This is a genomic window from Geodermatophilus amargosae (genome assembly GCF_900116515.1).
Lineage (GTDB): Bacteria > Actinomycetota > Actinomycetes > Mycobacteriales > Geodermatophilaceae > Geodermatophilus > Geodermatophilus amargosae.
The window spans coordinates 103511-126122 of sequence record NZ_FPBA01000016.1 but is presented as its reverse complement, the minus strand read 5'-3'; the positions used below and the strand labels follow the sequence as shown (position 1 = coordinate 126122).

Here is a 22612-nt window from a genome sequence, read left to right as displayed (position 1 = left end):
GTGGGGCGGGACCGTCCTGAGCCGCGCCCGGGCCAGGGGAGCTCCGGCCCGCGATCGGATCCGACACGTACGTCGGGGCGGACGAGGGTCGGCGGCACGGAGGCACTGCGGTGGACGGGGTCATCCGGGTGCACGGGCTGCCCCTGCTGTTCCTCCTCGTCCCGGTCGTCCTCGACCTCGCCCTCGGGCGCGAGCAGGTGGTCCTGGGGCTGGTCGCCGTCTCCCCGCTGGTGGCCGCGCCCCTCGCCGGGCGGCGGGCGACCGCTGCCTACGGGGTCGTGGCGCTGCTGGCCGCGGCCGTGCTGGGCGTCTACGACCGCCAGTACACCGACGAGGCGCTGCCCGCCCAGGCGGTGCGGCTGGCCGCGGTCGCCGTCGCCGGCGCGGTGGCCGTCGGCGTCTGTGCCCTGCGGCTGCGCCGCGAGGCCGAGCTGACCCGGGTGAGCGCCGAGGCGGCGTCCGTGCGGGCGTCCCTGGCGCTCGGCGAGACGCTGCAGCGGCACCTGCTCGGCCCGCCGCCGATCGTCCCGCACCTGCAGTCGGCGGCCCGCTACCTGCCCGCCGTCCGCGGGACCCGGGTCGGCGGCGACTGGTACGACGCCTTCCCGGCCCAGGACGGCGCCACCGTGCTCGTGATCGGCGACGTCGCCGGCCACGACCCGCAGGCGGCCGCCGCGATGGCCGAGATCCGCGGGATGCTGCGGGCGGTGGCCGTCGGCGTGACCTCGCCCGCGCAGGTGCTCACCGCCCTCGACCGCGTCATGGCCCACCCGTCGGCGCCGACGCTCGCGACCGTCGTCGTGGCCACCGTGACCCCCACCCGGGAGGGTGCGAGGCTGTGCTGGTCCAACGCCGGCCACCCGCCGCCGGCGCTGGTCGGCGCGGACGGGTCCGCCCGGCTGCTCGAGCGCTCCCCGGAGCGGCTGGTCGGCGTGGCGCCCGGGGCTCCGCGTACCGACGCGGAGCTGGCGCTGCGCCCCGGGGACACGCTGCTGCTCTACACCGACGGCCTCGTCGAGCGGCGGGACGGCACGCTCGACCAGGGCACGGCCCGGCTCCTCGACGAGCTCGCGGCGCGGGCCGGGACGTCGCTCGGCGACCTCTGCGACGGCCTGCTCGGCGCGGTCACCGGCGCCGCCCCGCACGACGACGTCGCACTGCTCGCCGTCCGCGTGCCCGCCCAGCCGCCGGGACCAGCCGTCGGGACCCAGCCGTCAGCACCTAGACAAGTAAGTCCTATCGACCTGGAGGGTCGAAGGGCGCTGTAGGCGCGGGCGGAGGGTGTTCAGGCTCGGGTTGTGACGACCGACCTCAACACCCTCCTGACCGCACTCTACGTCCGCATCGACGACCATCTGGCCTCTCGCGTGCGCGCCGAGCGCCCACCGCGGCTGACCGACTCCGAGCTGCTGACCCTCGCCGTGGCCCAAGTCCTGCTCGGAATCCACTCCGAGGCCCGCTGGCTGCGGCTGGTGCCCGCCGCGCTGCCCGGAGCCTTTCCCTATCTGCCCGGCCAATCCGGCTACAACAAGCGGCTGCGCGCGGCGTTACCGCTGCTCAAGCGCCTCATCCGGGTCCTGGCGACCGACACCGACCTGTGGACCGATCCGGTCTGGCTGGTCGACTCCACCCCGGTGGAATGCGCCCGCTCCCGCCCCACCGTCCTGCGGTCGGACCTGGCCGGCATCGCCGGCTACAGCTACTGCCCGTCGCATTCCCGCTGGTTCTGGGGGCTGCGGCTGCACCTGATCTGCACCCCGGCCGGGCTGCCGGTCAGCTGGGCGCTGGCCGACCCCAAACTCGATGAACGCCAGGTGCTCATGTGCGTGCTGGATGCCGACGCCGACCTGCTCGCCGAGCGCTCCGGCCTGCTGCTGATCGCCGACACGGGCTACGTCTCCGCGGAGCTCGACGACTATCTGCACGCCCGGGGCGCGGAGCTGCTGCGGCCCTCCTATCGCAACCGCACGCCCCGGCCCGGCCAGGCGCTGCTGGCCCCGATCCGGCAGCTGATCGAGTCGTTCTACGACACCCTCAAAGGCCAACTCGACCTGGAACTGCACGGCGGCCGCAGCCTCGCCGGCGTGACCACGCGCATCGCCCAACGCCTGTTGGCGTTGACCGCCGCGATCTGGCACAACCGCGCCACCGGCCAACCGGTCACCCGATCCCTGATCGCCTACGACCACTGACCGGGTTCGGACTTACTCGTCTAGCCGTCCAGGACGGTGAGGAAGGCCGGCGGCACGGCGTCGACCAGCCACACGCCGTTGGCCGACCGGGTGAAGACCGCCCCGGTGGCGGCGAGGCCCGCGGCGTCGACCCGCAGGACCGCGGCCCGCCCGCGGCGCTCCCCCACCGTCCGGGCGGTCGCCTCGTCGGGGCTCAGGTGCACCGCGTGCCGGCGCCCGGGCCGCAGCCCCTCGGCGAGGACGGCCGGCAGGGTGCGCACCGGCGTGCCGTGGAAGAGGACGGCCGGCGGCGGCTCGGGGGCGTACCCGAGCGCCACCGGCACGCTGTGCCCCTGGCTGGCGCGGATGCGGGTGCCGCCGTCGTCGTAGGCGAAGCGCCTCTTGTCGTTGCCGGCGACGACGCGGTCGAGGTCCTCCCGGGTCAGCGGCAGCCCGTGCGCGGCGAGGGCGTCGAGCAGCACACCGGCGTCGACCCAGCCGGCCTCGTCGAGCGTCACGCCGATGCTGTCGGGCCGGTGCCGGAGGACGTGGGACAGCCGCTTGCTGACCCGGACGACGTCGTCGCGCCTCACGGTCCCGCGAACCACGACCCCGGCGGGAGGTCCGGCGGGCGCGGGGGCTCCTCCTCCCACGGCGAGGGCGGCGCCCAGGGCCACAGCTCGACCACGCCGGCTGCGGCCGCACGGACCGCCGCGCCGTCCACCTCGGTGGCGGTCTCCTCGATGCCGAGCTCGGCGCAGCGGACCACGAAGGTCAGCGGCCCCGCCGGCGGCAGCGGGGACAGCCACCAGGTCTGGTCGACCGAGCGGTTCCCGCCGGACCCGCTGCCGGGCTGCCACACGAGGCCGGGGTCATTGCGCGGCACGCCGCCGCTGGCCACCCGCCGGCCGTCGGCGAACCCGACGCCGAGCAGCAGCCCGGAGCCCTCGCGCCCGAAGACGAGCTCCGACAGCGCGGAGGACGGGGAGAGGCGGTCGCGCACCCGCACCGCCAGGGACACGGCCAGCCCGGTCGAGTAGACCTGGATGCCGAGGAGGGCGACGGCGACGTCCCCGGTGCGGGCCAGCACCGTGCTCCACGGCAGGGCCACCGGGACCTCGTTGTCCGGCGGGCCCATCCGACGCAGGAACTCCTCGTCGGGTCCGTCCTCGCCGTCGGATCCGGTGTGCCACACGGGCGGCAGCCTGGCGCGTCGAGCCGCGTGCCCGCCACCCGGTTAGCGTCAGGCCGACCGATCGGAGGGACACGTGATCGACAAGAGGGTCGGCTCCCTGGCCGACGCCGTCGAGGGCATCGAGGACGGCGCGACCGTGCTGGTCGGCGGGTTCGGCGCCTCCGGCGTCCCGGTGGAGCTGGTGCACGCGCTGCTGGACCGCCGCGCCACCGACCTCACCATCGTCACCAACAACGCCGGGTCCGGCGAGACCGACGTCGCCGCGCTGCTGCGCGAGCGCCGGGTGCGCAAGATCGTCTGCTCGTACCCGCGCTCGGCGGGCTCGATCTGGTTCGAGGAGCGCTGGCGCGCCGGCGAGGTGGAGCTGGAACTGGTCCCCCAGGGCACGCTGAGCGAGCGGATGCGGGCCGCGGCCGCTGGCCTCGGCGGGTTCTTCACGCCGACCGGCGCGGACACCCGGCTCGCCGAGGGCAAGGAGGTGCGGGTGATCGACGGGCGCCGGCACGTGTTCGAGGAACCCCTGCCCGGCGACGTCGCCCTGGTCAAGGCGGCGCGTGCCGACCGCTGGGGCAACCTCGTCTACCGCACCGCCGCTCGGAACTTCGGCCCGACGATGGCGGCCGCGGCCGCGCTGACCGTCGTCCAGGTGGACGAGTTCGCGGAGCTGGGCGAGCTGGACCCCGAGGCGATCGTGACGCCGGGGATCTTCGTCGACCGCGTGGTGCGGGTGGAGGCGGCATGAGGCTGGACCTGCGGGACGTCGCCCGGCGGATCGCCCGGGACATCCCCGACGGCGCCTACGTCAACCTCGGCATCGGGCTGCCGACACTGGTCGCCGACTGCGTGGGCTCCGACAAGGAGGTCGTCTACCACTCGGAGAACGGCATCCTCGGGATGGGCCCGGCCCCGGCGCCGGGCGAGGAGGACCCCGAGCTGATCAACGCCGGCAAGCAGCCGGTGACCCTCCTGCCCGGCGGGGCGTTCTTCCACCACACCGACGCGTTCCTGATGATGCGCGGCGGCCACGTCGACCTCACCGTGCTCGGCGCCTTCCAGGTCTCCGAGCACGGCGACCTCGCCAACTGGGCCACCGACGACGCCTCGCACCCGCCGGCCGTCGGCGGCGCGATGGACCTCGCCGTCGGCGCCGAGCGGGTGCTGGTGATGACGACGCACACGACGAAGGCCGGCGAGCCCAAGCTCGTGCCGCGCTGCAGCTACCCGCTCACGGCCGCCGGCGTGGTCGACCGCGTCTACACCGACCTGGCCGTCATCGACGTCACCCCGGAGGGCTTCGTGGTCCGCGAGATGGTGGCCGGGCTGACCCGCGAGGACCTGCAGGGCGCCACGGCCGCGCGGCTGTCCTTCGCCGACGACGTCGGGGTGCTCGGTCAGCGGGAGTAGTACTCCACGACCAGCTGCTCCTCGCACACCACCGGGACCTCCTCGCGGGCGGGCGCGCGCTCCAGCGAGCGTGCGAGATCGGCGGTCTCGTACGCGGAACGGCGTCCGGGCGTACGAGACCGCCGATCTCGCCGGAAGAGGTGGGGCGGGCTCAGGCCGCGGTCGCGGCGCGGGCCTCCTGGGCGAGCGCCGCCAGCGCCTGCTCGAAGCACTCCCGGGGCGGCTGCACCAGCCCGGCGCCGACCTGGCCGGTGCCGGCCACCCGGCCGGCCATGCCGGTGTTGATCTGCGGCAGCCACCCGGTACGGGCGACGGCGAGGACGTCGATGCCGGTCGGGGCACCGCGGAAGCCCATGATCGGGATGGCCATCGCCGGGTTCTCGGCGAGGGTGAGCTGGTACATCCGCTCGGTCGTCGCCAGCGCGTCGGGGACGCTGCCGCCCACGAACCGCACGATCGCGGGCGCGGCGGCCATCGAGAAGCCGCCGACGCCGTAGGTCTCCATGATCGCCGAGTCGCCGATGTCGGGATTGGCGTCCTCGGGGCCGTAGTCGCCGAGGAACAGGCCGACCGGCGTCTGGGCGGGGCCGGTGAACCAGCGGTCGCCGGTGCCCGCCGTCTGGATGCCGAACTCCGTGCCGTTGCGTGCCATGACGGTCACCAGCGTCGAGCCGGGGACGTCGCGGGCGGCGTCCATCGCGAGCTTCGCCGTCGGCATGCCGAGGTTGAGGAAGAAGTGCTCGTTGCCGCCGATGAACCGCAGCGCGGCGGCGGTGTCGGCCGAGGGCGCGTCGAGCGCGACCAGCGCCGGCGACAGCTCGCGCAGGGTCATCAGCGAGCCGGCGCGGTTGCGGTTGTGCCCCTCGTCGCCCATCTGCAGCATCTGCGCGAGCACCGCCTTGGCGTCCAGCGGCTCGGCCATCGAGCGCACGGCGCGGGACAGCAGCGGGCCGAGGACGTCGCGCATCCAGGCCAGCCGGGTGAGCACCTCCTCGTTGAAGGCGCCCATCCGCAGCACCTTGCCCAGGCCCTCGTTGAGGTTGCAGTAGGCCCGGCCGCCGTTGACCGGGTCCTGCAGGCACCAGGTCCACATCGACGGGCTGGTCACCCCGGCCATCGGCCCGACGGCGGAGTGGTGGTGGCAGGGGTCGAGCGTCACGCCGCCGGAGGCGAGGAGTGTCTCCGCCTCCTCGACCGTGGACGCCCAGCCCTCGAACAGGCAGGCGCCGATGAGCGCCCCCCGCATCGGTCCCGAGGCCGCCTCCCAGGTCAGCGGCGGGCCGGAGTGCAGCAGGATCCGGCCCTCGAGGCCCAGCGTCTCCCGGGCGGGCCGGACGCCGGTCAGCACCGAGCCCGCGGCGAGCACCCGCTCGACCGCCGTCCGGTTGGCCGCGGCGCGGCGCGGGTCGAGGGCCAGCGCGGCGAGGTCGGCGGGGTCGCCGATCGCCGGCGGCCGCCAGTCGACGTCGGCCACCGACGCGCCCTGCGCGCGCAACGCGCCGGAGAAGACGTCGACCCCCGCCGCGACGACGGCCGGCGGCCCGTCTAGCAGTCCACCCAGGCTCATCGCGCAGCTCCCAGCAGGTCGAGGGCGTACCGCGTGGCCGCGGCGTTGGAGGCGAAGACCGCGGCACCGGCCGCAGCGAGGGCGTCGGCCTGCCGGCTCCAGCCCTGCGGGTCGGCCTCGGTGCCGACCAGCGCGACGACGACGGGCAGCTGCGCCTGCGCCCGGGCCGCGGTGAGCGCGGGCGCCAGCGCGGCGGCGGGGTCGGCGTCGGCACCGTGGCCGAGGACGACGTCGAGCAGCAGCACCGCGGGCTCCCCGCTCGCCGCCAGCCGGGCGATCGCCTCCAGCCGCAGCGTCGGGTCGATCATCGGGTGCGCGCGGCCCACGGTCAGGGCGTCGTCGCCGAAGTCGACCACCACGTGCCCGGAGGCGGACAGGTCCGTGCCGAGGTCGAGCTCGGGACGCAGCGGGGTGTTGGAGCGGACGTCCCCGAGCACCGGGGCGGCCAGCAGCATCGCCTCGTCGGCGAGGGTGCCGCCGGAGTACAGGCCCTTGAGGACGGCGCCGGGCAGTGCAGCCTCGGCCGGCCCGGGACGCGAGGGCCAGACCGGGACGTCGAGCCCCAGGTCGCCCAGCAGCGCCTCGACGGCGGCGGTGAGGTCGGGCGTCTCCGGGCTCAGCGCGGCCGACCGGACGGGGGTGGACAGGCCGGCGGCGGCCCGGGCGACCGCCTCGGCCACCGACGGCGCCGGCGGCTTGGAGACGACGAGCACCCGCTCGGTGCCCGGGTCGGCGTCCAGCGCGGCCAGCGCGTCGAGGGTGGCCAGCCCGCCGACGGCCTCGGACAGGTCGCGCCCGCCCACGCCGAGGACGTGCGAGACGCCGACGCCGGCCGCGTCGAGCAGGCAGGACACCTGCTGCGCGCCGGTCCCCGACGCCGCGACCACCCCGACCGGGCCCGGGCGGACGACGTTGGCGAAGCCGAGCGCGACGCCCGACACGATCGCGGTGCCGCAGTCGGGGCCCATGACCAGCACGCCGGCCTCGTGGGCGGCCCGCTTGAGCGCCACCTCCTGCTCCACCGGGACGCCGTCGGAGAAGACCAGGACGCTGCGACCGGCGGCGATCGCGTCGGCGGCCTCGAGCGCCGCGTACTGCCCGGGGACGCTGACGATGGCCAGCCCGGGGGAACCCGGGTCGAGTTCGTCGAGGCCGGCGGCGATGGTGCGCGCGGGCTGGGCGTCGGCGGTGGCGCGGGAGCGCTCACGCTCGGCGAGCGCCGCGTCGACGGCGGTCACCGCGGCGGCCAGCGCGTCGTCGTCCACGGCTCGGACGGCGATGAGCAACTGGTCGGGCGACGGCGTCTCGTCGGGTGCGAACCCCATCCCGGCGGCGAGGTCGACGTTGAGCGGGGTGGCCATCGCGACGAGGACCGCGGTGACCCCCTCGCGCGCGCCGACGTCGCGGCTGACCTGCATCAACCGGACGGAGTCGGCGTAGACGCCGCTGCGCAGGGAGACGTGCCGGACGCCCTCTCCGGGGCCTGGAGCGCTCACCCGGCAGACCGTACCGCCCCGATGCCTCAGCGGTGAGGTATCGCTCCGGCAACGATCATCCGCGTAACGACCATTTAGCACTGAGGTACTTCCGCGAGCCTGAGACGCGTGACACTGTGACGGCCTCCCGGGGGTGGCGGCACCTCCCGGACTGCATCGGTCGTGCCCGTCGAGGAGGGCCCCATGGCGTTCGGTTGGAAGCTCTACGGCGACGGCAGGACGCCTCCGCTCGGGGAGGCCGTGGCCCCCGACGAGCGGCTGTCGTGGCCGCTGACCGTGGGCATCGGCGCGCAGCACGTGGTCGCCATGTTCGGCGCGACCTTCGTCTTCCCGCTCATCATGGGCCTCGACCCGAACCTCGCGATCATGATGAGCGGGATCGCGACGATCGTCTTCCTGCTCATCGTCAAGGGCCGGGTCCCCAGCTACCTGGGCACCAGCGCCGCCTTCGTCGGCGGTGTCGCCGCGATCCGCACCAACGGCGGGGACTCCAGCGACGTCGTCGGCGCGCTGCTGGTCGCCGGCGTCGTGCTGGCCCTGGTCGGTCTGCTGATCCACTTCGCGGGCCTCGGCCTGATCAACAAGGTGCTGCCGCCGGCCGTCACCGGCGCCGTCGTCATGCTGATCGGCTTCAACCTGGCTCCCGTCGCCGCGGGCGTCTACTGGCCCCAGGACCAGTGGGTCGCGCTCGCCACGATGGCCTTCGTCATCGTGGCCTCGCTGGCGCTGCGCGGCTTCCTCGCCCGCATCGCCATCCTGCTCGGCCTGGTCTTCGGATACCTGCTCTCGATCCTGCTCGACGCCACCGCCGGCCAGATCACCTCGCCCGACGGCACCGGCGCCGTGTCCACCCGCGACCGGATCAACTTCGAGTCCGTCGGTCAGGCCGACTGGTTCGGCCTGCCGGACCTCACCGCGCCCAGCTTCTCGCTGAACTTCAGCCTGCTGGTCATCCCCGCCGTCATCGCCCTGGTCGCCGAGAACGTCGGCCACGTCAAGGCCGTGGCCGAGATGACCAAGCGCGACCTCGACCCGGTCATGGGCCGCGCGGTCTTCGCGGACGGCGTCGGCACGGTCATCGCCACCTCGGTCGGCGGTTCCCCGACGACGACGTACGCCGAGAACATCGGCGTCATGGCCGCCACGCGGGTCTACTCGACCGCCGCCTACTACGTGGCCGCGCTCGTCGCGATCCTGCTGGGCCTGATCCCCAAGTTCGGCGCGCTGATCAACATCGTCCCGGGTGGCGTGCTCGGCGGCATCACCGTGGTCCTCTACGGGATGATCGGGCTGCTCGGCGCCAAGATCTGGAAGGAGAACCGGGTCGACTTCGCCAACCCGGTCAACCTCGTGCCGCTCGCGGCCGGGATCATCATCGGCGTCGGCAACGTGACCCTGACCTTCACCGACGACTTCTCGCTCAACGGCATCGCGCTGGGCTCAATCGTCGCCGTCGTCGGCTGGCACGTCGCCCGTGCGCTGGCCCCGGCCGACATGAAGGCCGCGCTCCTGCGCGAGGGCTCCGTCCCGGAGAGCGCGTCGTCCCTGGGTCACCACGGCGGCGGCCCTGCCGGCGGCTACGCCGACGCGCGGGGCGGCTCCGACCCGTCGTCGGTCGACGAGGTCGGCCGCCCGGGCGTCGACAGCCGGCCAGGCCCCCACACCCGTCCCGGCGTCGACACCCGCAAGGGGACGCTCGACCGGTGAAACCCGCACCCTTCCGCTACGCCGATCCCCGGTCCCTCGAGGAGGCGCTCGACGTCCTGGCCGCCGACCCGGGCGCCAAGGTGCTGGCCGGCGGGCAGTCGCTGCTGCCGCTGCTGGCGATGCGGCTCGCGGCGCCGGCCACGCTCGTCGACGTCAACCGGGTGCCCGGCCTCGACACGGTCGAGGTCACCGGGGACGGCGTGCGGGTGGGTGCCCTGGTCCGCCACGCCCGCCTGCTCCACGACGACACCGCCGCCGGGGTCCAGCCGCTGCTGGCCCGGGCGACGGCGAACGTCGCCCACCCGGCGATCCGCAACCGCGGGACGACGGTCGGCTCGATCGCGCACGCCGACCCCTCCGGCGAGATGACGTCGGTGCTGGCGCTCACCGGCGGCTCGGTGACCGTCGCGACGCCGGAGGGCCGCTCGACCGTCGGCTGGCAGGACCTGTTCGTCGGGCCGCTGGAGACCTCGATCGCCGGTCCCGCCGTCGTCGTCGACGCCTTCTTCCCCGCCCTGCCGGAGCGCTCCGGCACCGCCTTCGCCGAGATCGCCCGCCGCAAGGGCGACTACGCCGTCTGCGGCGCCGGCGTCGTCGTGACCCTCGACGCGGACCGCCGGGTGTCCGCCGTCCGGGCGTCCTACATCTCCGTCGGTCTGGTGCCCGAGGTGCACGACCTGACCGAGGCGGTGGCCGGCAAGCCGGTCGACGGCGCGGACTGGGCGGCGGCCGGCGCGCTGGCCCGCACCCTGGTCGACCCCGACACCGACATCCACGCCAGCGCCGACTACCGGCGTCTACTGGTGGGCGTGCTGACCGAGCGCACGCTCACAGACGCCGCCCGCGAGGCGGCCGAGAGGACTGCTGCATGACCTCCGTCGACACCCCACGGATCGACTCGGAGCGGACCGTCCGCGTGACGGTCAACGGGGTGCCCCGCGAGGCGACCGTCCCGGTGCGCCGGGTGCTGGCCGACGCGCTGCGCGACGACCTCGGGCTGACCGGCACGCACGTCGGCTGCGCGCACGGCGTCTGCGGCTCCTGCACCGTGCTGGTCGACGGCGATCCGGTGCGCTCCTGCCTGGTCCTGGCCGTGCAGGTCGACGGCGCCGAGGTGACCACCGTCGAGGGCCTGGCCCGCGAGGACCACCAGGGCGGGCAGGTGCTCCACCCGGTGCAGGAGGCCTTCCGCGAGTGCCACGCCCTCCAGTGCGGGTTCTGCACGCCGGGCTTCCTGGTGACGATCGCCGCCGGGCTCGAGGCGCGGGACCGGAGTGCGGAGATCACCGAGGAGGAGGTCGACGAGCTCGTGGGCGGCAACCTCTGCCGGTGCACCGGCTACGCCAACATCAAGAAGGCCGTCCGGCACGCCGCCGCCACGATGCGCGAGGACGCGTCGTGACCACCAAGCTGTTCGGGGAGCCGGTCCGCCGGCGCGAGGACGCCCGCCTGATCATCGGCAAGGGCCGCTACCTCGACGACATCGGCGCCGGCGCACTGGCCGCGGCGTTCGTCCGCAGCCCGCACGCGCACGCCCGCATCACCGACGTCGACGTCGAGGCGGCACTCGACGTCGAGGGCCTGGTGGCGATCTACACCTACGAGGACCTCACCGGCCCGATGGCCGAGCCGCTGCCGGTGCTCATCCCCCACCCGCAGCTGCACGCGCCGCGCACCGGTTACGCGCTGGCCAACGGCATGGTCAACCACGTCGGCGAGCCCGTGGTCATGGTGGTGGCCACCGACCGGTACCTGGCCGAGGACGCCGCCGAGCGGATCGTCGTCACCTACGAGGAGCTGCCGGTCGTCGTCGGCGTGGACGCCGCCCGCGAGGCGCGCGCCGTCGTCCACGAGGACATCCCGGACAACGTCGCGGCGCGGCACCACCAGGAGACCGGCGACGTCGAGCCGACGCTGGCCGCCTCGCCGCACACGCTCTCCTTCACCCAGTACATCGAGCGCAGCGCCTGCATGCCGCTCGAGGGCAAGGGCGTGCACGCCCGCTGGGACCCCGACGACGCCAGCCTGCGCGTCCACTCGAGCACCCAGGCCTCGACGTCGGTGCGCGCGGCGATCGCGGCGAAGCTCGAGCTGTCGCTGGACCGCGTCGAGGTGGTCGCGCCCGACGTCGGCGGCGGCTTCGGCGTCAAGATCGTGCACCCGTGGCCCGAGGAGCTGCTGGTGCCGATGGCGGCGATCCGGCTCGGCCACGAGGTCAAGTGGGCCGAGGACCGTCGCGAGCACTTCATCTCCAGCGCGCACGAGCGCCAGCAGCGGCAGGAGATCACCGTCGGGTACGACGACGACGGCCGGATCACCGCGCTCGACGTGCACGTCTGGCACGACAACGGCGCGTACACGCCCTACGGGATCATCGTGCCGATCGTGACGGCGACCCAGCTGGTCGGCCCGTACGCGCTGCCCGTCTACCGGGTGGTCGTGGAGAGCGTCTACACCAACACCGTCATCGTGACGCCCTACCGCGGGGCCGGGCGGCCGCAGGGCTGCTACGCGATGGAGCGGACCATGGACCGCGTCGCCGACGCGCTCGGCCTCGACCGCGCCGAGGTCCGCCGGCGGAACCTGATCACGCCCGACCAGTTCCCCTACGACCACCACCTGACGTTCCAGGACGGCCGGCCGGTCATCTACGACTCCGGCGACTACCCCGGCCTGTTGGACAAGCTGGTGGCGCTGGTCGGCTGGGACGAGGCCGCGGCGCTGAGGGCCGACGCGCAGGCCCGCGGGAAGCTGCTCGGCGTCGGCATGGCGCTCTACGTCGAGGGCACCGGCCCCGGGCCCTACGAGGGCGGGCACGTGCAGGTCCTCGGCAGCGGCAAGGTGCTGGTCTCCACCGGGCTGACGTCGCAGGGCCAGGGCCACGAGACGGTGTTCGCCCAGATCGTCGCCTCCGAGCTCGGCGTGTCCATGGACGACGTCGAGGTGCACACCGGCGACACCCGCCGCTTCGGCTACGCCGTCGGCACGTTCGCCTCGCGCGCCGCGGTGATGAGCGGCAACGCCGTCGCGCTCGCGGCCCGCGGGGTGCGCGAGAAGGCCATCCGGATCGCGGCCGAGGTGCTCGAGGCCAACCCGGAGGACCTGGAGATTGACGAGGGCCTGGTGCAGGTCAAGGGGACGCCGGGCGCGTCCATCCCGCTGCGCACGGTCGCGGTCCTGTCCAACCCGCTGCGCTACGCCTTCGACGAGGCGGCCAAGCAGGCCACCCAGTTCGCCGGCCCCGGCGACGACTCCAAACCGCCGGTGGCGCCCGGCGACGCACCGGGCCTGGAGCACCGCGACTACTACTCGCCGATCCGCTCGACGTTCGCCTCCGGCGCGCACGCCGCCGTCGTGGAGATCGACCCACAGACCTGGGAGATCGACGTCGTCCGCTACGCGGTCGTGCACGACTGCGGCAACGTGGTGAACCCGATGATCGTCGAGGGCCAGGTGCACGGCGGCGTCGCCCAGGGCGTGGGCGGGGCGCTGTACGAGCGGATGGCCTACGACGCCGACGGGCAGCTGCAGAACGCGTCGTTCATGGACTTCCTCATGCCCTACGCCTCCGAGGTCCCCGACGTGGTCATCGACCACCAGGAGACGCCGTCGCCGCTGAACCCGCTGGGGATCAAGGGCGCCGGCGAGGCGGGGGTCATCCCCGGGACGGCGGCGATCGCCTCGGCGATCGAGGACGCCACCGGACGGCGGATCGCGTCGATGCCGATCTCGCCGACCGAGCTCTACGACCTGATGAGAGACGAGACGGCGGAGCGGACGGCTGCGTCCCAGCAGACGTCCCTCCAGACGGGAGTGCCCGCGTGAACCTCGACGGCTCGGCAGTGCTGCACGGGTCGCCCGAGCAGGTGTGGACGGTCATCACCGACCCGGCCGTGCTGGCGCGGACGATCCCCGGCTGCGAGACGCTGCAGCGGACCGGGGAGGACGAGTACCGGATGGACGTCGCGGTGGGCGTGGGCGCCATCCGCGGCACCTACGCCGGTGAGGTCAAGCTGACCGACCAGCAGCGGCCGACGTCCTACGTCATGCACGCGACGGGCGCGGGCGCGCCCGGCAACGTCCGGGCCAAGGTGACGATCAACCTGGAGCCCACCGACGAGGGCACGACGCTCACCTACTCGGCCGACGCCGTCGTGGGCGGGCCGGTCGCCGGGGTCGGGCAGCGGATGATGACCGGCGTCGCCAAGCGGATGGCCGGGCAGTTCTTCGCCGCCGTGGACAAGGAGCTGACCTCGGGTGCGCCGGTGGAGGCCGCGCCGGCCGCCGCCCGCGCCTCGTCGGCCGCGGTGAGCGCGACCGACGCCGCGGCCGCCTCGGCGCCGGCCGCCGCCGCCGCGGAGCCGCAGGTCTTCACCCGCAGGGCGCCGGCCGCTGCCGCGACGACGTCGGACGTGCAGACCCTCGCCGTCGGTGCGCTGGGCGGCGCGGGCCTCACCCTGCTCGGCGTCCTCGTCGGCTGGCTCCTCGGCCGCCGCCGCTGACGACCACGCGCTGAGGGCCGTCTCGACCGGATCGAGAGGGCCCTCGGCGTGTCCTCGGCACACGCGCCGAGGGCGGCCCGACAGGTGCCGGGACCCCCCTCGGGTGGTGGACGTGCGGGTCATACCGGGTCGCAGATCGTCGCCGGGATGCTGACGTCGCAGTGGTTGCCCCGGAACTCGAGCCCCTCGCCCGCGTCGAGCAGCGGTGGGACCATCGGACTCCCGACGAAGACGTCCACCGGTGCCTGCACGGAGCGGGTCGGCGGAGGTCCGCCGACCGGCACGAGCGCGACGTTGTCCCGGAAGTAGTTGCCGCTCACCCGGACGTCCTCGACCGGTCCGGCACTCGCGCCGGGCGGGGCGTTGAAGGCGGGCAGGCTGATCAGTGTCAGTCCACCGGCCGGGTTGGTGAGGAACGGCACGCTCGCCGGCAGCTCGGCCGTGTTGCCGGCGATGACGTTGCCCGCGATCGTCACGTCGTCGGCGTTGACCACCTGCATGCCGACGCCGGAGACGTGCTGGTCGCCCATCCTGCCCTGGAGGCAGTACCGGTCGTTGTCCGTCGACAGGTTCCCGGTGATCCGGAAGGCGCCGCTCGGGACGTCCCGGGTCTGGTCGGGCACCTCGGTGGCGACGTCGTCGAAGAGCAGCAGGCCGATGCAGTTGCCCGACAGGGCGTTCCCGGTGACACGGCCACCGCGAGCCTCCCGGAGGAAGATCCCGAGGTTGTAGGCCTCGACGTGGTTGCCGGAGATCCGGGCGTCGGCGTGGTCGGAGTCCCCGACGGAGATGCCGGCGGTGCCCGCGTTCGGCGTCGTGTCGGTGCCCCGGTCGAGGCCGATCTCGTGGTTGCCCGTGATCCGGACGCCCGTCGAGTCGAGCGCGATGATGCCGTAGCGGTCGTGCCAGTAGCCCGAGGTGCCGGTCACGGAGAACCCGCGGGCGCCCCAGGCGACGATCCCGCTGGCGGGGTGGTTGCGGGTCGTCAGGCCGCTGACCCGAACCTCGCTGTCCGGGTCCAGGAAGAACAGCGCCGAGACGTCGTCGGCGAGCGTCCCGGGGTCGTCCTCGCCGTCGACGCGCTCCTGCTCCGCCCAGCACGGTCTCCGCTGCTGGTCAGGCGTGAGCGCGGGCAGGTCGGCCGGGGTCTCCCAGTCGGGCCAGACGATGTTCGTGAGGCCCGTGCCGGCGCCGCGGATGGTCAGGCCCTCGTGCTCGACGCAGACGGCCTCTCGGTAGTTGCCGGGCGCGATCCTGATGGTGTCGCCGGAGACGGCACGGTCGACGGCGGCCTGGATCGTCGTGAACTGCTCGCCGGGCCCGACGCGGAGGACGTGCCCGCCGCCGTGCGCGGAGGCGACGCCGGCCGGGAGAGCACCGAAGAGCAGGACCCCTGCGCCGGCCGCTGCCAGGACGCGGTGCCGGGCAGGAGCCCTCGTCCTCGTCGTCGTGGATGGGTCCATGGGTGGCTTCTCTCTGCTCGGCTTCCCGGCAGACGCTCGAGCTGGGGACAGCAGCACGGGGAACCTGTGAGGTGCATGGCGACGCGGCAGACGATCCCTGCGGGAGCCCCATAGCGTCCAGAGGGCCAGAGGTGTGAACGTGGGCCCGCCGGAGGTCGTACGACCAGCTCGGGGCGGTACCACTCACGACCACGGAGCGAGCGGTGCTTCATCCCCGGGGCGTGCACGTCACGCCCCGGGTCGCGCGCCCTGGGTCGGATGCGGCACCAGCGCCACGACCGGCGGACGGGGTCTGCTCGACGGCGCCGGCACGACCCCGACGCTTGCGCATGCCGCTCGGCCCGGTCCCGCCCACCGGCGGGTCGGTGCGGAGGCCGGGCGTCGTCGCGGTGGCCGGTCCGCCCAGGCTCGGCGCGTTCCTCGCCGGCTCCATCGCCCTCACCGGCTGTCGCGCGCCCACCGCGACCTCACCTCAGGGCAGCGCGGAGCCCCCGTTCCGTGTGGCCTCGCTGCAGGGTTCCCCCGCGCGCCTGCGAGCGGTGGGGGCTGCGCGGTCCTCGCTCAGGCCGCCGGCGAGCGATCGCGGTTGACGAGGATGGCGACCTGGGTCCGGCTGCGGACGCCCAGCCGCCGCATCGAAGCGGTGAGGTGGCTCTTCACGGTCGCGAGGCTCAGGAACAGCCGCCGGGCGATCTCCTCGTTGCTCAGCCCCTGCGCCACCAGCTCGGCGACCTCCCGCTGCCGGTCGGTGAGCCGGTCGAGCACCCGGTCGGGGACCTCGGCCGCCGTCGCGGGGTCGGTCAGGTAGCGCACCAGCTGGCTCGTGGTCGACGAGTCGATGGCCGGCTCGTGACGGGCCAACGCGCGCACGGCCTCCACCAGCCGGGACGCGGCCGAGCACCGGGGCAGGTAGCCCCGCACCCCGGCACGCAGGACCTGCACGAGCTCGGAGCCGCCCTCCTCGCGCGGCTCGGCGAGCACGAGGACCGCGGTCCCGCGGCCGCAGAGCTCGCGCAGCACGGGCAGCATGGGTCCCTGGACGAGGCCCTGACGGGCGACGACGACCTGCGTCGTCGCCTCCTCGACGGCCGCCAGGGCTGCGGGCAGCGTGTCCCTCTCGGCGACGACGGCGATGTCCGGTTCGGTCTCGAGGACCTCCCGGAGCCCGAGCCGGAAGACCTCCCGGTCCTCGCAGAGCAGCACGCGCACGAGGCTGCACGGCGGCCGGATGGCGAGCGGGCGCGTCGGGCGCGGCAACGACCTCGGCCGGGGCGGCGGCCAGCGTCCCGGGGCCGGCCCGCCCTGTGCGGGCCCCACCGGCCCCCGTGGACGCGGCGCCATCGGGCCGTAGCCCCTCTGCACGTCGTCGGAACCCATCACGTTCCCCCTGTCCGGGTGGCTGACGGGTCGTCGCCGGGTCTCCGGCTGTACAGAACCCGTCCGTCTCAGCGGACGTGCCGAACCGTAGCGCACAACCGTCCGGTGCTGACAGGTAATCTGCACCCTCCTCACAGCTGACGTCCAGGTTCGTGCGCGCCGCGCGCACGACTCACCCGGCGCTGCCGACGGGCCAGTACGGAGGGTCACGGCTCGTGCACGGAGTTCAGCCTCTGGCGGGGCCGGCCTCCCAGCCGGAACCGGGGCGGGCCCGGCGGTTCACGTGGATGGCCAGCTGCGTCCGGTCGCGCAGCCCGAGCCGCCGGAGGGCGACGGTGATGTGGCCCTTGACGGTGGCGCGGCTGACCTCCAGCCGGGCAGCGATCTCCGCGTTGGTCAGCCCCTCGGCGACCAGGGCCGACACGGCCTGCTGCCGCGCGGTCAGTGGGTTGCGCCCGGGTCCGTCGTCGGCCGCGGCCGCAGACCGCGCGCCGTCGAGGTGGTGCAGCAGCTCGCCGGTGACGGCGGCGTCGAGGAGCGTCTCCCCGCGCAGCACGGCCCGCACTCCCTCGACCAGTCGGTCGGAGCTGACGGTCGTGTAGACGTAGCCGCGCGCGCCCGCGCGGAGGGCCTCCACCAGGTCGCCCCCGTGCCCGGCCTCGCCCAGCAGGACGACCCGCGTCCCGGTCGCGGTCAGCGCCCGCACCAGCTCGACCATCGCCGATCCCCGGGTGCCCAGACCGAGCAGGGTGACGTCGGGGCGCAGCTCTGTCGCCAGCTCCAGCGCCCGGTCCGCGTCGGCCGCCTCGGCCACCACGGCGAGGTCGGGCGCCCAGCGGAGGACCGCGCGCAGGCCGTGCCGCAGCACCTCGTGGTCGTCGCAGATGAGCACCTGGGCCGGGGGGCCGGCTCGCCGGGGCGCGTCCCGCGGTCGCGGGACGGTTCCCTCCGGCTCGCCACCCATGCGTCAGCTCCGCTCAGGTCCGGCGCCCTGCGCCCTTGATCCAGGACCCGGAAGTTAGCGACGGCCGGTCACCCGCCGCCACCGGTCCGCGACGCGGTGAGCGCGATCGGCCGTCGGATTCATACCCGAGTCGTGGTCCGCCGGTCCGGAAGGACGGGGTGGCCCCGCCTCCGGGTGCTGGACCGGAGGACGCGCCACCCCCTCCGGCGGGTGCCCGTCCCGGTGACCAGGCGACCCCTCCCCCAGGTGGGCCCGGCTAATCCGACCCGTGGCGGTGTCCGAAGGCACCGTCGCCGCCATAGCGTCGCCAGGCATCGGTCCCCGGCCGGCCGGCCGGCCGCACCGGTCCCGCCGTCCATCGGCCCGCCGGCCCCCGCCGGCCCACAGCGACGCTGGAGTGCCCGTGCACCAGACCATGATCATCGCGAAGATGACGCCCTCCGACGCCAGCAAGGTCGCCGAGGTCTTCGCCCGTTCCGACGCGACGTCCATGCCGTACGACATCGGCGTGCAGCGCCGGTCGCTGTTCACGTTCCACGACCTCTACGTGCACCTGATCGAGTTCGACCGTCCCGAGCAGGAGGCCATGGCGGTCGCGCAGACGCTGCCGGCGTTCCGTGCCGTCAGCGAGGAACTGCGGCCCTACATCGTCGCCTACGACCCGAACTGGAAGTCCCCGCGCGACGCCATGGCCCGCCGCTTCTACGAGTGGTCGGCGGAGCGGTCGTGACCGCCACGACCCCGGCCCGCCCCGCTGCGACGGCGGCCGGGCCGGTGGACTGGGTGAGCTGTCCCAGCTGCGGCTGGCTGCTCTACCGCAAGCGTCTGGACCGCAACCTCTCGGTCTGCCCCGAGTGCGACCACCACCTGCGTCTGGGTGCCCGTGCCCGGATCGCGCTCCTGGCCGACGACGGCAGCTTCACCGAGCACGCCTGCCCGCCGGGGCCGCCCGACCCGCTGGCCTTCACCGACCTGCGCGACTACCGCGAACGGCTGCACGAGGCCGCCGCACGGTCGGGCGAGACCGAGGCCGTGATCCTGGGCACCGCCCGCATCGGCGGAACACCGGTGGTCCTCGCCGCGATGGACTTCGCCTTCCTCGGCGGCAGCATGGGCATCGAGGTGGGCCGCCGCGTCACCGCGGCCGCCGACCTGGCGTTGCAGCGCGGCCTGCCCCTGGTGACCATCTGTGCCAGCGGGGGCGCCCGCATGCAGGAGGGCGTGTTCTCGCTGTTCCAGATGGCGCGGGTCAGCCACGCCTTCGCCCGGCTGCACGAGGCGGGCCTGCTCTCGGTCTGCGTGCTCACCGACCCCACCTACGGCGGGGTGTCGGCGTCCTTCGCCACCCTCGCCGCCGTCCTCGTCGGCGAGCGGGGCGCGCACGTCGGCTTCGCCGGCCCGCGGGTGGTGCAGGAGACGATCCGGGCCGAGCTGCCCAGCGACTTCCAGACGGCGGAGTTCCTCCTGGCCCACGGCCTGGTCGACCGGGTCGAGAGCCGCGCGGAGCTGCGCCCGCTGCTCGTGCGGCTGCTCCAGCTGCACGGCTGCGCGGAGCAGGCCGCGACCGCACCCCCGGCGCCGGAGGAGCCCCCGGCGGCCGAGCCGGACACCGCCGAGCCGGAGCTCGACGCCTGGGACGTCGTGCAGCGGGCGCGGGTCACCGGCCGGCCGACGACGCTGGACTACCTGCACACCGCCTTCGACGACTTCGTCGAGCTGCACGGTGACCGCGCGTTCGCCGACGATCCCGCCGTCGTGGGCGGGGTGGCCGTGCTCGACGGTCGCCGGGTCGTGGTGATCGGCCAGGAGAAGGGCCACACCGTCCGCGAGCGGGTGGCCCGCAACTTCGGGATGCCGCACCCGGAGGGCTATCGCAAGGCGCTGCGGCTGATGGCCCACGCAGAGACCTTCGGCCTGCCGGTGGTCACCCTCGTCGACACACCCGGCGCGCACCCCGGCCCGGCGGCGGAGGAGCGCGGCCAGGCGCACGCGATCGCCGAGATCATCATGCGCAGCAGCCGGCTGCGGGTGCCCGTCGTCGCGGTGCTCACCGGTGAGGGCGGCAGCGGCGGCGCGCTGGCGCTGTGCACCTCCGACCGGCTGCTGGTCCTGCAGAACGCCTACCTGTCGGTGATCAGCCCGGAGGGCTGCGCGGCGATCCTCTGGCGGACGGCGACCGCGGCACCCACCGCCGCCCGCGCGATGCGGCTGGGGGCGGCCCACCTGCAGGCCAGCGGCATCGCCACCTCGGTGGTACCCGAGCCGCCCGGCGGTGCGGACGCCGACCCGGCCGCGGCCGCCGACCTGCTGCGCGCCGCCGTGGTGCGCGAGCTGGACGAGCTGGGCCGGCTCGACGTCACCGCCCTGCTCGACTCCCGGAGCGCGCGACTGGCACGCATCGGCGGCGACGGGGACCGGCCACTGCGCGTCGTCGCGCCCGTCCCCGGGGGAGGTGCCGGAGATGCGGCCCGCTGAGCTGTCGTCGCGGTCGGGATCGGCGGAGGACGACGTGCCGGGGGAGGAGGACCGCAGCCTGCGGGACGAGGTCGTGGACCTCGCCCGGGCGCTTCCCGGCCCGCTGCGCCGGCTGACCGTCCGCAGCGGGGACCGCGCGGTCGAGGTCGAGTGGGCGACCGGCACCCCGCCGGCGGCCGCCCCCCCGGTGCCGGTGTCCGGCGGGCTGCAGGCGGTGGCCTCCCCGCCTGCCGAGGTCCCTGAGCCGGAGGAGGAGCCCGAGGTCCCGGAGGGCACGGTCGCCGTCCGCGCGCCGCTGGTGGGCACCTTCTACGCCGCGCCCTCGCCCGGTGCCGAGCCGTTCGTGCGGGTCGGCGACGAGGTGGAGGCCGGTCAGACCCTCGGGATCGTCGAGGCGATGAAGCTGATGAACCCGATCGTGGCCGACTCCGCGGGTGTGGTCGCCGAGATCCGCGCCGGCGACGCCGAGTCGGTGGAGTACGACCAGGTCCTGCTGCTCCTCCGCCCACCCGGTGGTGCGCGGTGATCGGCCGGCTGCTGATCGCCAACCGCGGTGAGATCGCCGTCCGGGTGGCGCGGGCCTGCCGAGAGCTCGGCATCGAGGTGGTCGCGGTCTACTCCACGGCCGACCGGCACTCCGCCGTCGTGGAGATGGCCGACGAGGCGGTGCACATCGGGCCACCGGCACCGCGGTCGAGCTACCTGCACGTGCCCAACGTCGTCGAGGCGGCACTGCGCAGCGGCGCCGACGCGGTGCACCCCGGCTACGGCTTCCTCTCCGAGGACCCCGACTTCGCCGAGATCTGCGAGGCCGAGGGGCTCACCTTCGTCGGCCCGCCGCCGCAGGTCATGCAGCAGATGGGCAACAAGGCCACCGCGCGGCGGCTCATGGCCGCCGCCGGGCTGCCGCTGCTGCCCGGCGTGGTGGACCCGGTGCGCACCGCCGAGGAGGGTCTCGCCGTCGCCGCCGAGATCGGGTACCCGGTGATCATCAAGGCCGCGGCGGGCGGTGGCGGGCGCGGCATGACCGTGGTGCACGACCCCGCCGACTTCCCCGAGGCCTTCGCCACCACCCGCTCCGTCGCCCGCGCGGTGTTCCGCGACCCGACCGTCTACGTCGAGCGGTACCTGTCCGGCGCGCGGCACGTCGAGGTGCAGGTCCTCTGCGACGCCCACGGCACCGGCCTGTACCTGGGCGAGCGGGACTGCTCGCTGCAGCGGCGGCACCAGAAGCTGCTCGAGGAGGGTCCGGCCGGACACCTCTCGCCGCGGCAGCGGGCCGAGATTGGCGAGCTCGCGGTCCGCGGCGCGCTGTCGGTGGGCTACACCGGCGCGGGCACCGTGGAGTTCCTCGTCGACGACGCCGGGCGGGCGTACTTCATGGAGATGAACGCCCGCATCCAGGTCGAGCACCCGGTCACCGAGCTGCTCACCGGGATCGACCTGGTCCGCGAGCAGCTGCTGGTGGCCGGCGGCGAGCGCCTGCGGTTGCGGCAGGAGGACGTCGTGGTGCGGGGAGCGGCGATCGAGTGCCGGATCAACGCCGAGGACCCCGCCCGCGGGTTCGCCCCGGCCCCCGGCCACCTCGACGTCCTGCGCGTCCCCGACGGGCCCTGGACCCGCTTCGACACCGGCTACCGCCAGGGCGACGACGTCAGCCCGCACTACGACTCGCTGCTGGGCAAGCTCGTCGTCTGGGCGCCCGACCGCGAGCAGGCGGTGCGGCGGATGGACCGGGCGCTGGCCGAGCTGCGCGTCGAGGGCCCCGGCGTGCACACCACGGCAGCCCTGCACCGCGCGCTGCTGCGCGACCCCGACGTCCGCGCCGACCGGCACGACGTCCAGTTCCTCGACCGCCGGCTGCCCGACCTGGTGACCCACGCCGCGGCCATCGCCGCGTCCCGGGAGCCGGCCCTGCCCGCCGCCCGGCGCGGCCCGCTGCACCTCGTCCGGGCCGGCGAACCCGCCGACCCGGCGTCCGTCCCGCACCCCTGTCCCGAGGAGGACCACACCATGACCGCTCCCGCGTTCACCCTGACCGACCTCATGCAGCTGCTCACCGAGAAGACGGGCCTGCCGCCCGCGCAGCACACCAGCGACCCCGAGGCGCACTTCGCCGACGTCGGCCTGGACTCCCTGGCCTTCCTGTCCATGCAGACCGAGCTGCAGGACCGCTACGGCGTCGCGATGCCCGACGACAACCCCGACGCCTACACGTTCGGCCAGATCGTCGAGACCGTCAGCGCCGCCCAGGCCGCCCAGCCGGCCTGATCCCACCCCCGGAGGAGACG

The 22612-nt window shown here is 74.7% G+C and carries 20 protein-coding genes; 13 read left to right on the top strand and 7 right to left on the bottom strand.

Annotated features, from left to right (window positions below; all coding sequences use genetic code 11):
* The first annotated feature begins 110 nt into the window (after positions 1-110).
* Positions 111-1268, top strand: a complete 1158-nt coding sequence (locus tag BM414_RS19235) for a PP2C family protein-serine/threonine phosphatase (RefSeq protein WP_245784835.1) — start codon at positions 111-113, stop codon at positions 1266-1268.
* A gap of 30 nt (positions 1269-1298) precedes the next feature.
* On the top strand, positions 1299-2192 hold the full coding sequence (locus BM414_RS19230) for an IS982 family transposase (protein WP_093581957.1): 894 nt from the start codon (positions 1299-1301) through the stop codon (positions 2190-2192).
* A 20-nt stretch (positions 2193-2212) separates the two neighbouring features.
* Here BM414_RS19230 and BM414_RS19225 read toward each other — a convergent pair whose 3' ends face one another.
* Together BM414_RS19225 and BM414_RS19220 are read right to left on the bottom strand one after the other, a co-directional pair.
* The gene (locus BM414_RS19225; RefSeq protein ID WP_093582008.1) at positions 2213-2764 is read right to left on the bottom strand and encodes an RNA 2'-phosphotransferase; all 552 of its coding nucleotides are present in this window, start codon (positions 2762-2764) and stop codon (positions 2213-2215) included.
* Positions 2761-3366 (bottom strand): hypothetical protein, encoded by a 606-nt coding sequence (locus BM414_RS19220; protein WP_093581955.1) that lies wholly within the window; start codon positions 3364-3366, stop codon positions 2761-2763. The genes BM414_RS19225 and BM414_RS19220 overlap by 4 nt, the downstream gene beginning before the upstream one ends.
* Before the next feature lie 73 nt (positions 3367-3439).
* Here BM414_RS19220 and BM414_RS19215 point away from each other — a divergent pair, with 73 nt between their 5' ends.
* Positions 3440-4108 (top strand): 3-oxoacid CoA-transferase subunit A, encoded by a 669-nt coding sequence (locus BM414_RS19215; RefSeq protein WP_093581953.1) that lies wholly within the window; start codon positions 3440-3442, stop codon positions 4106-4108.
* Positions 4105-4770 (top strand): 3-oxoacid CoA-transferase subunit B, encoded by a 666-nt coding sequence (locus BM414_RS19210; protein WP_093581951.1) that lies wholly within the window; start codon positions 4105-4107, stop codon positions 4768-4770. Before BM414_RS19215 ends, BM414_RS19210 begins: the two co-directional genes overlap by 4 nt.
* Positions 4771-4921: 151 nt before the next feature.
* On the opposite strand, the gene BM414_RS19205 is transcribed toward BM414_RS19210, so the two are convergent.
* Complete coding sequence (locus BM414_RS19205; protein ID WP_093581949.1) at positions 4922-6337, bottom strand: YlbE family protein; 1416 nt, start codon at positions 6335-6337, stop codon at positions 4922-4924.
* A complete protein-coding gene (locus BM414_RS19200; RefSeq protein WP_245784834.1) occupies positions 6334-7833 on the bottom strand; it encodes an AllF/FdrA family protein in 1500 nt (499 codons plus the stop codon). Before BM414_RS19200 ends, BM414_RS19205 begins: the two co-directional genes overlap by 4 nt.
* A 183-nt stretch (positions 7834-8016) precedes the next feature.
* On the opposite strand from BM414_RS19200, the gene BM414_RS19195 reads away from it, so the two are divergent.
* The 5 genes from BM414_RS19195 to BM414_RS19175 are packed head-to-tail and all read left to right on the top strand — an operon-like array spanning position 8017 to position 14042.
* Complete coding sequence (locus tag BM414_RS19195) at positions 8017-9540, top strand: uracil-xanthine permease family protein (protein WP_093581947.1); 1524 nt, start codon at positions 8017-8019, stop codon at positions 9538-9540.
* A complete protein-coding gene (locus BM414_RS19190) occupies positions 9537-10412 on the top strand; it encodes an FAD binding domain-containing protein (protein ID WP_093581945.1) in 876 nt (291 codons plus the stop codon). Before BM414_RS19195 ends, BM414_RS19190 begins: the two co-directional genes overlap by 4 nt.
* Positions 10409-10942, top strand: a complete 534-nt coding sequence (locus BM414_RS19185; RefSeq protein ID WP_093581943.1) for a (2Fe-2S)-binding protein — start codon at positions 10409-10411, stop codon at positions 10940-10942. Before BM414_RS19190 ends, BM414_RS19185 begins: the two co-directional genes overlap by 4 nt.
* On the top strand, positions 10939-13365 hold the full coding sequence (cutA, locus tag BM414_RS19180) for an aerobic carbon-monoxide dehydrogenase large subunit (protein WP_093581941.1): 2427 nt from the start codon (positions 10939-10941) through the stop codon (positions 13363-13365). The genes BM414_RS19185 and cutA overlap by 4 nt, the downstream gene beginning before the upstream one ends.
* Complete coding sequence (locus BM414_RS19175; RefSeq protein ID WP_093581939.1) at positions 13362-14042, top strand: SRPBCC family protein; 681 nt, start codon at positions 13362-13364, stop codon at positions 14040-14042. The genes cutA and BM414_RS19175 overlap by 4 nt, the downstream gene beginning before the upstream one ends.
* A 119-nt stretch (positions 14043-14161) precedes the next feature.
* Here BM414_RS19175 and BM414_RS19170 read toward each other — a convergent pair whose 3' ends face one another.
* From BM414_RS19170 to BM414_RS19160, 3 genes are all read right to left on the bottom strand, one after another.
* The gene (locus tag BM414_RS19170; RefSeq protein WP_093581937.1) at positions 14162-15505 is read right to left on the bottom strand and encodes a right-handed parallel beta-helix repeat-containing protein; all 1344 of its coding nucleotides are present in this window, start codon (positions 15503-15505) and stop codon (positions 14162-14164) included.
* Between the two features lie 561 nt (positions 15506-16066).
* A complete protein-coding gene (locus tag BM414_RS19165; protein ID WP_245784833.1) occupies positions 16067-16708 on the bottom strand; it encodes a response regulator transcription factor in 642 nt (213 codons plus the stop codon).
* Positions 16709-17108: 400 nt separating this feature from the next.
* A complete protein-coding gene (locus tag BM414_RS19160) occupies positions 17109-17846 on the bottom strand; it encodes a LuxR C-terminal-related transcriptional regulator (RefSeq protein ID WP_093581934.1) in 738 nt (245 codons plus the stop codon).
* Between the two features lie 403 nt (positions 17847-18249).
* Here BM414_RS19160 and BM414_RS19155 point away from each other — a divergent pair, with 403 nt between their 5' ends.
* From BM414_RS19155 to BM414_RS19140, 4 genes are read left to right on the top strand one after another with little or no spacing between them, the layout of a single operon-like run.
* A complete protein-coding gene (locus BM414_RS19155; protein ID WP_093581932.1) occupies positions 18250-18576 on the top strand; it encodes a TcmI family type II polyketide cyclase in 327 nt (108 codons plus the stop codon).
* Positions 18573-20321 carry an acetyl-CoA carboxylase carboxyltransferase subunit alpha gene (locus BM414_RS19150; RefSeq protein WP_093582005.1) on the top strand — a complete coding sequence of 583 codons (1749 nt, stop codon included), beginning with the start codon at positions 18573-18575 and terminating at the stop codon, positions 20319-20321. Before BM414_RS19155 ends, BM414_RS19150 begins: the two co-directional genes overlap by 4 nt.
* Positions 20308-20847 carry an acetyl-CoA carboxylase biotin carboxyl carrier protein gene (locus BM414_RS19145; protein ID WP_093581930.1) on the top strand — a complete coding sequence of 180 codons (540 nt, stop codon included), beginning with the start codon at positions 20308-20310 and terminating at the stop codon, positions 20845-20847. The genes BM414_RS19150 and BM414_RS19145 overlap by 14 nt, the downstream gene beginning before the upstream one ends.
* Positions 20844-22592: an acetyl-CoA carboxylase biotin carboxylase subunit gene (locus BM414_RS19140; RefSeq protein ID WP_093581928.1), complete on the top strand. Its 1749-nt coding sequence runs from the start codon at positions 20844-20846 to the stop codon at positions 22590-22592. Before BM414_RS19145 ends, BM414_RS19140 begins: the two co-directional genes overlap by 4 nt.
* Positions 22593-22612 lie beyond the last annotated feature (20 nt).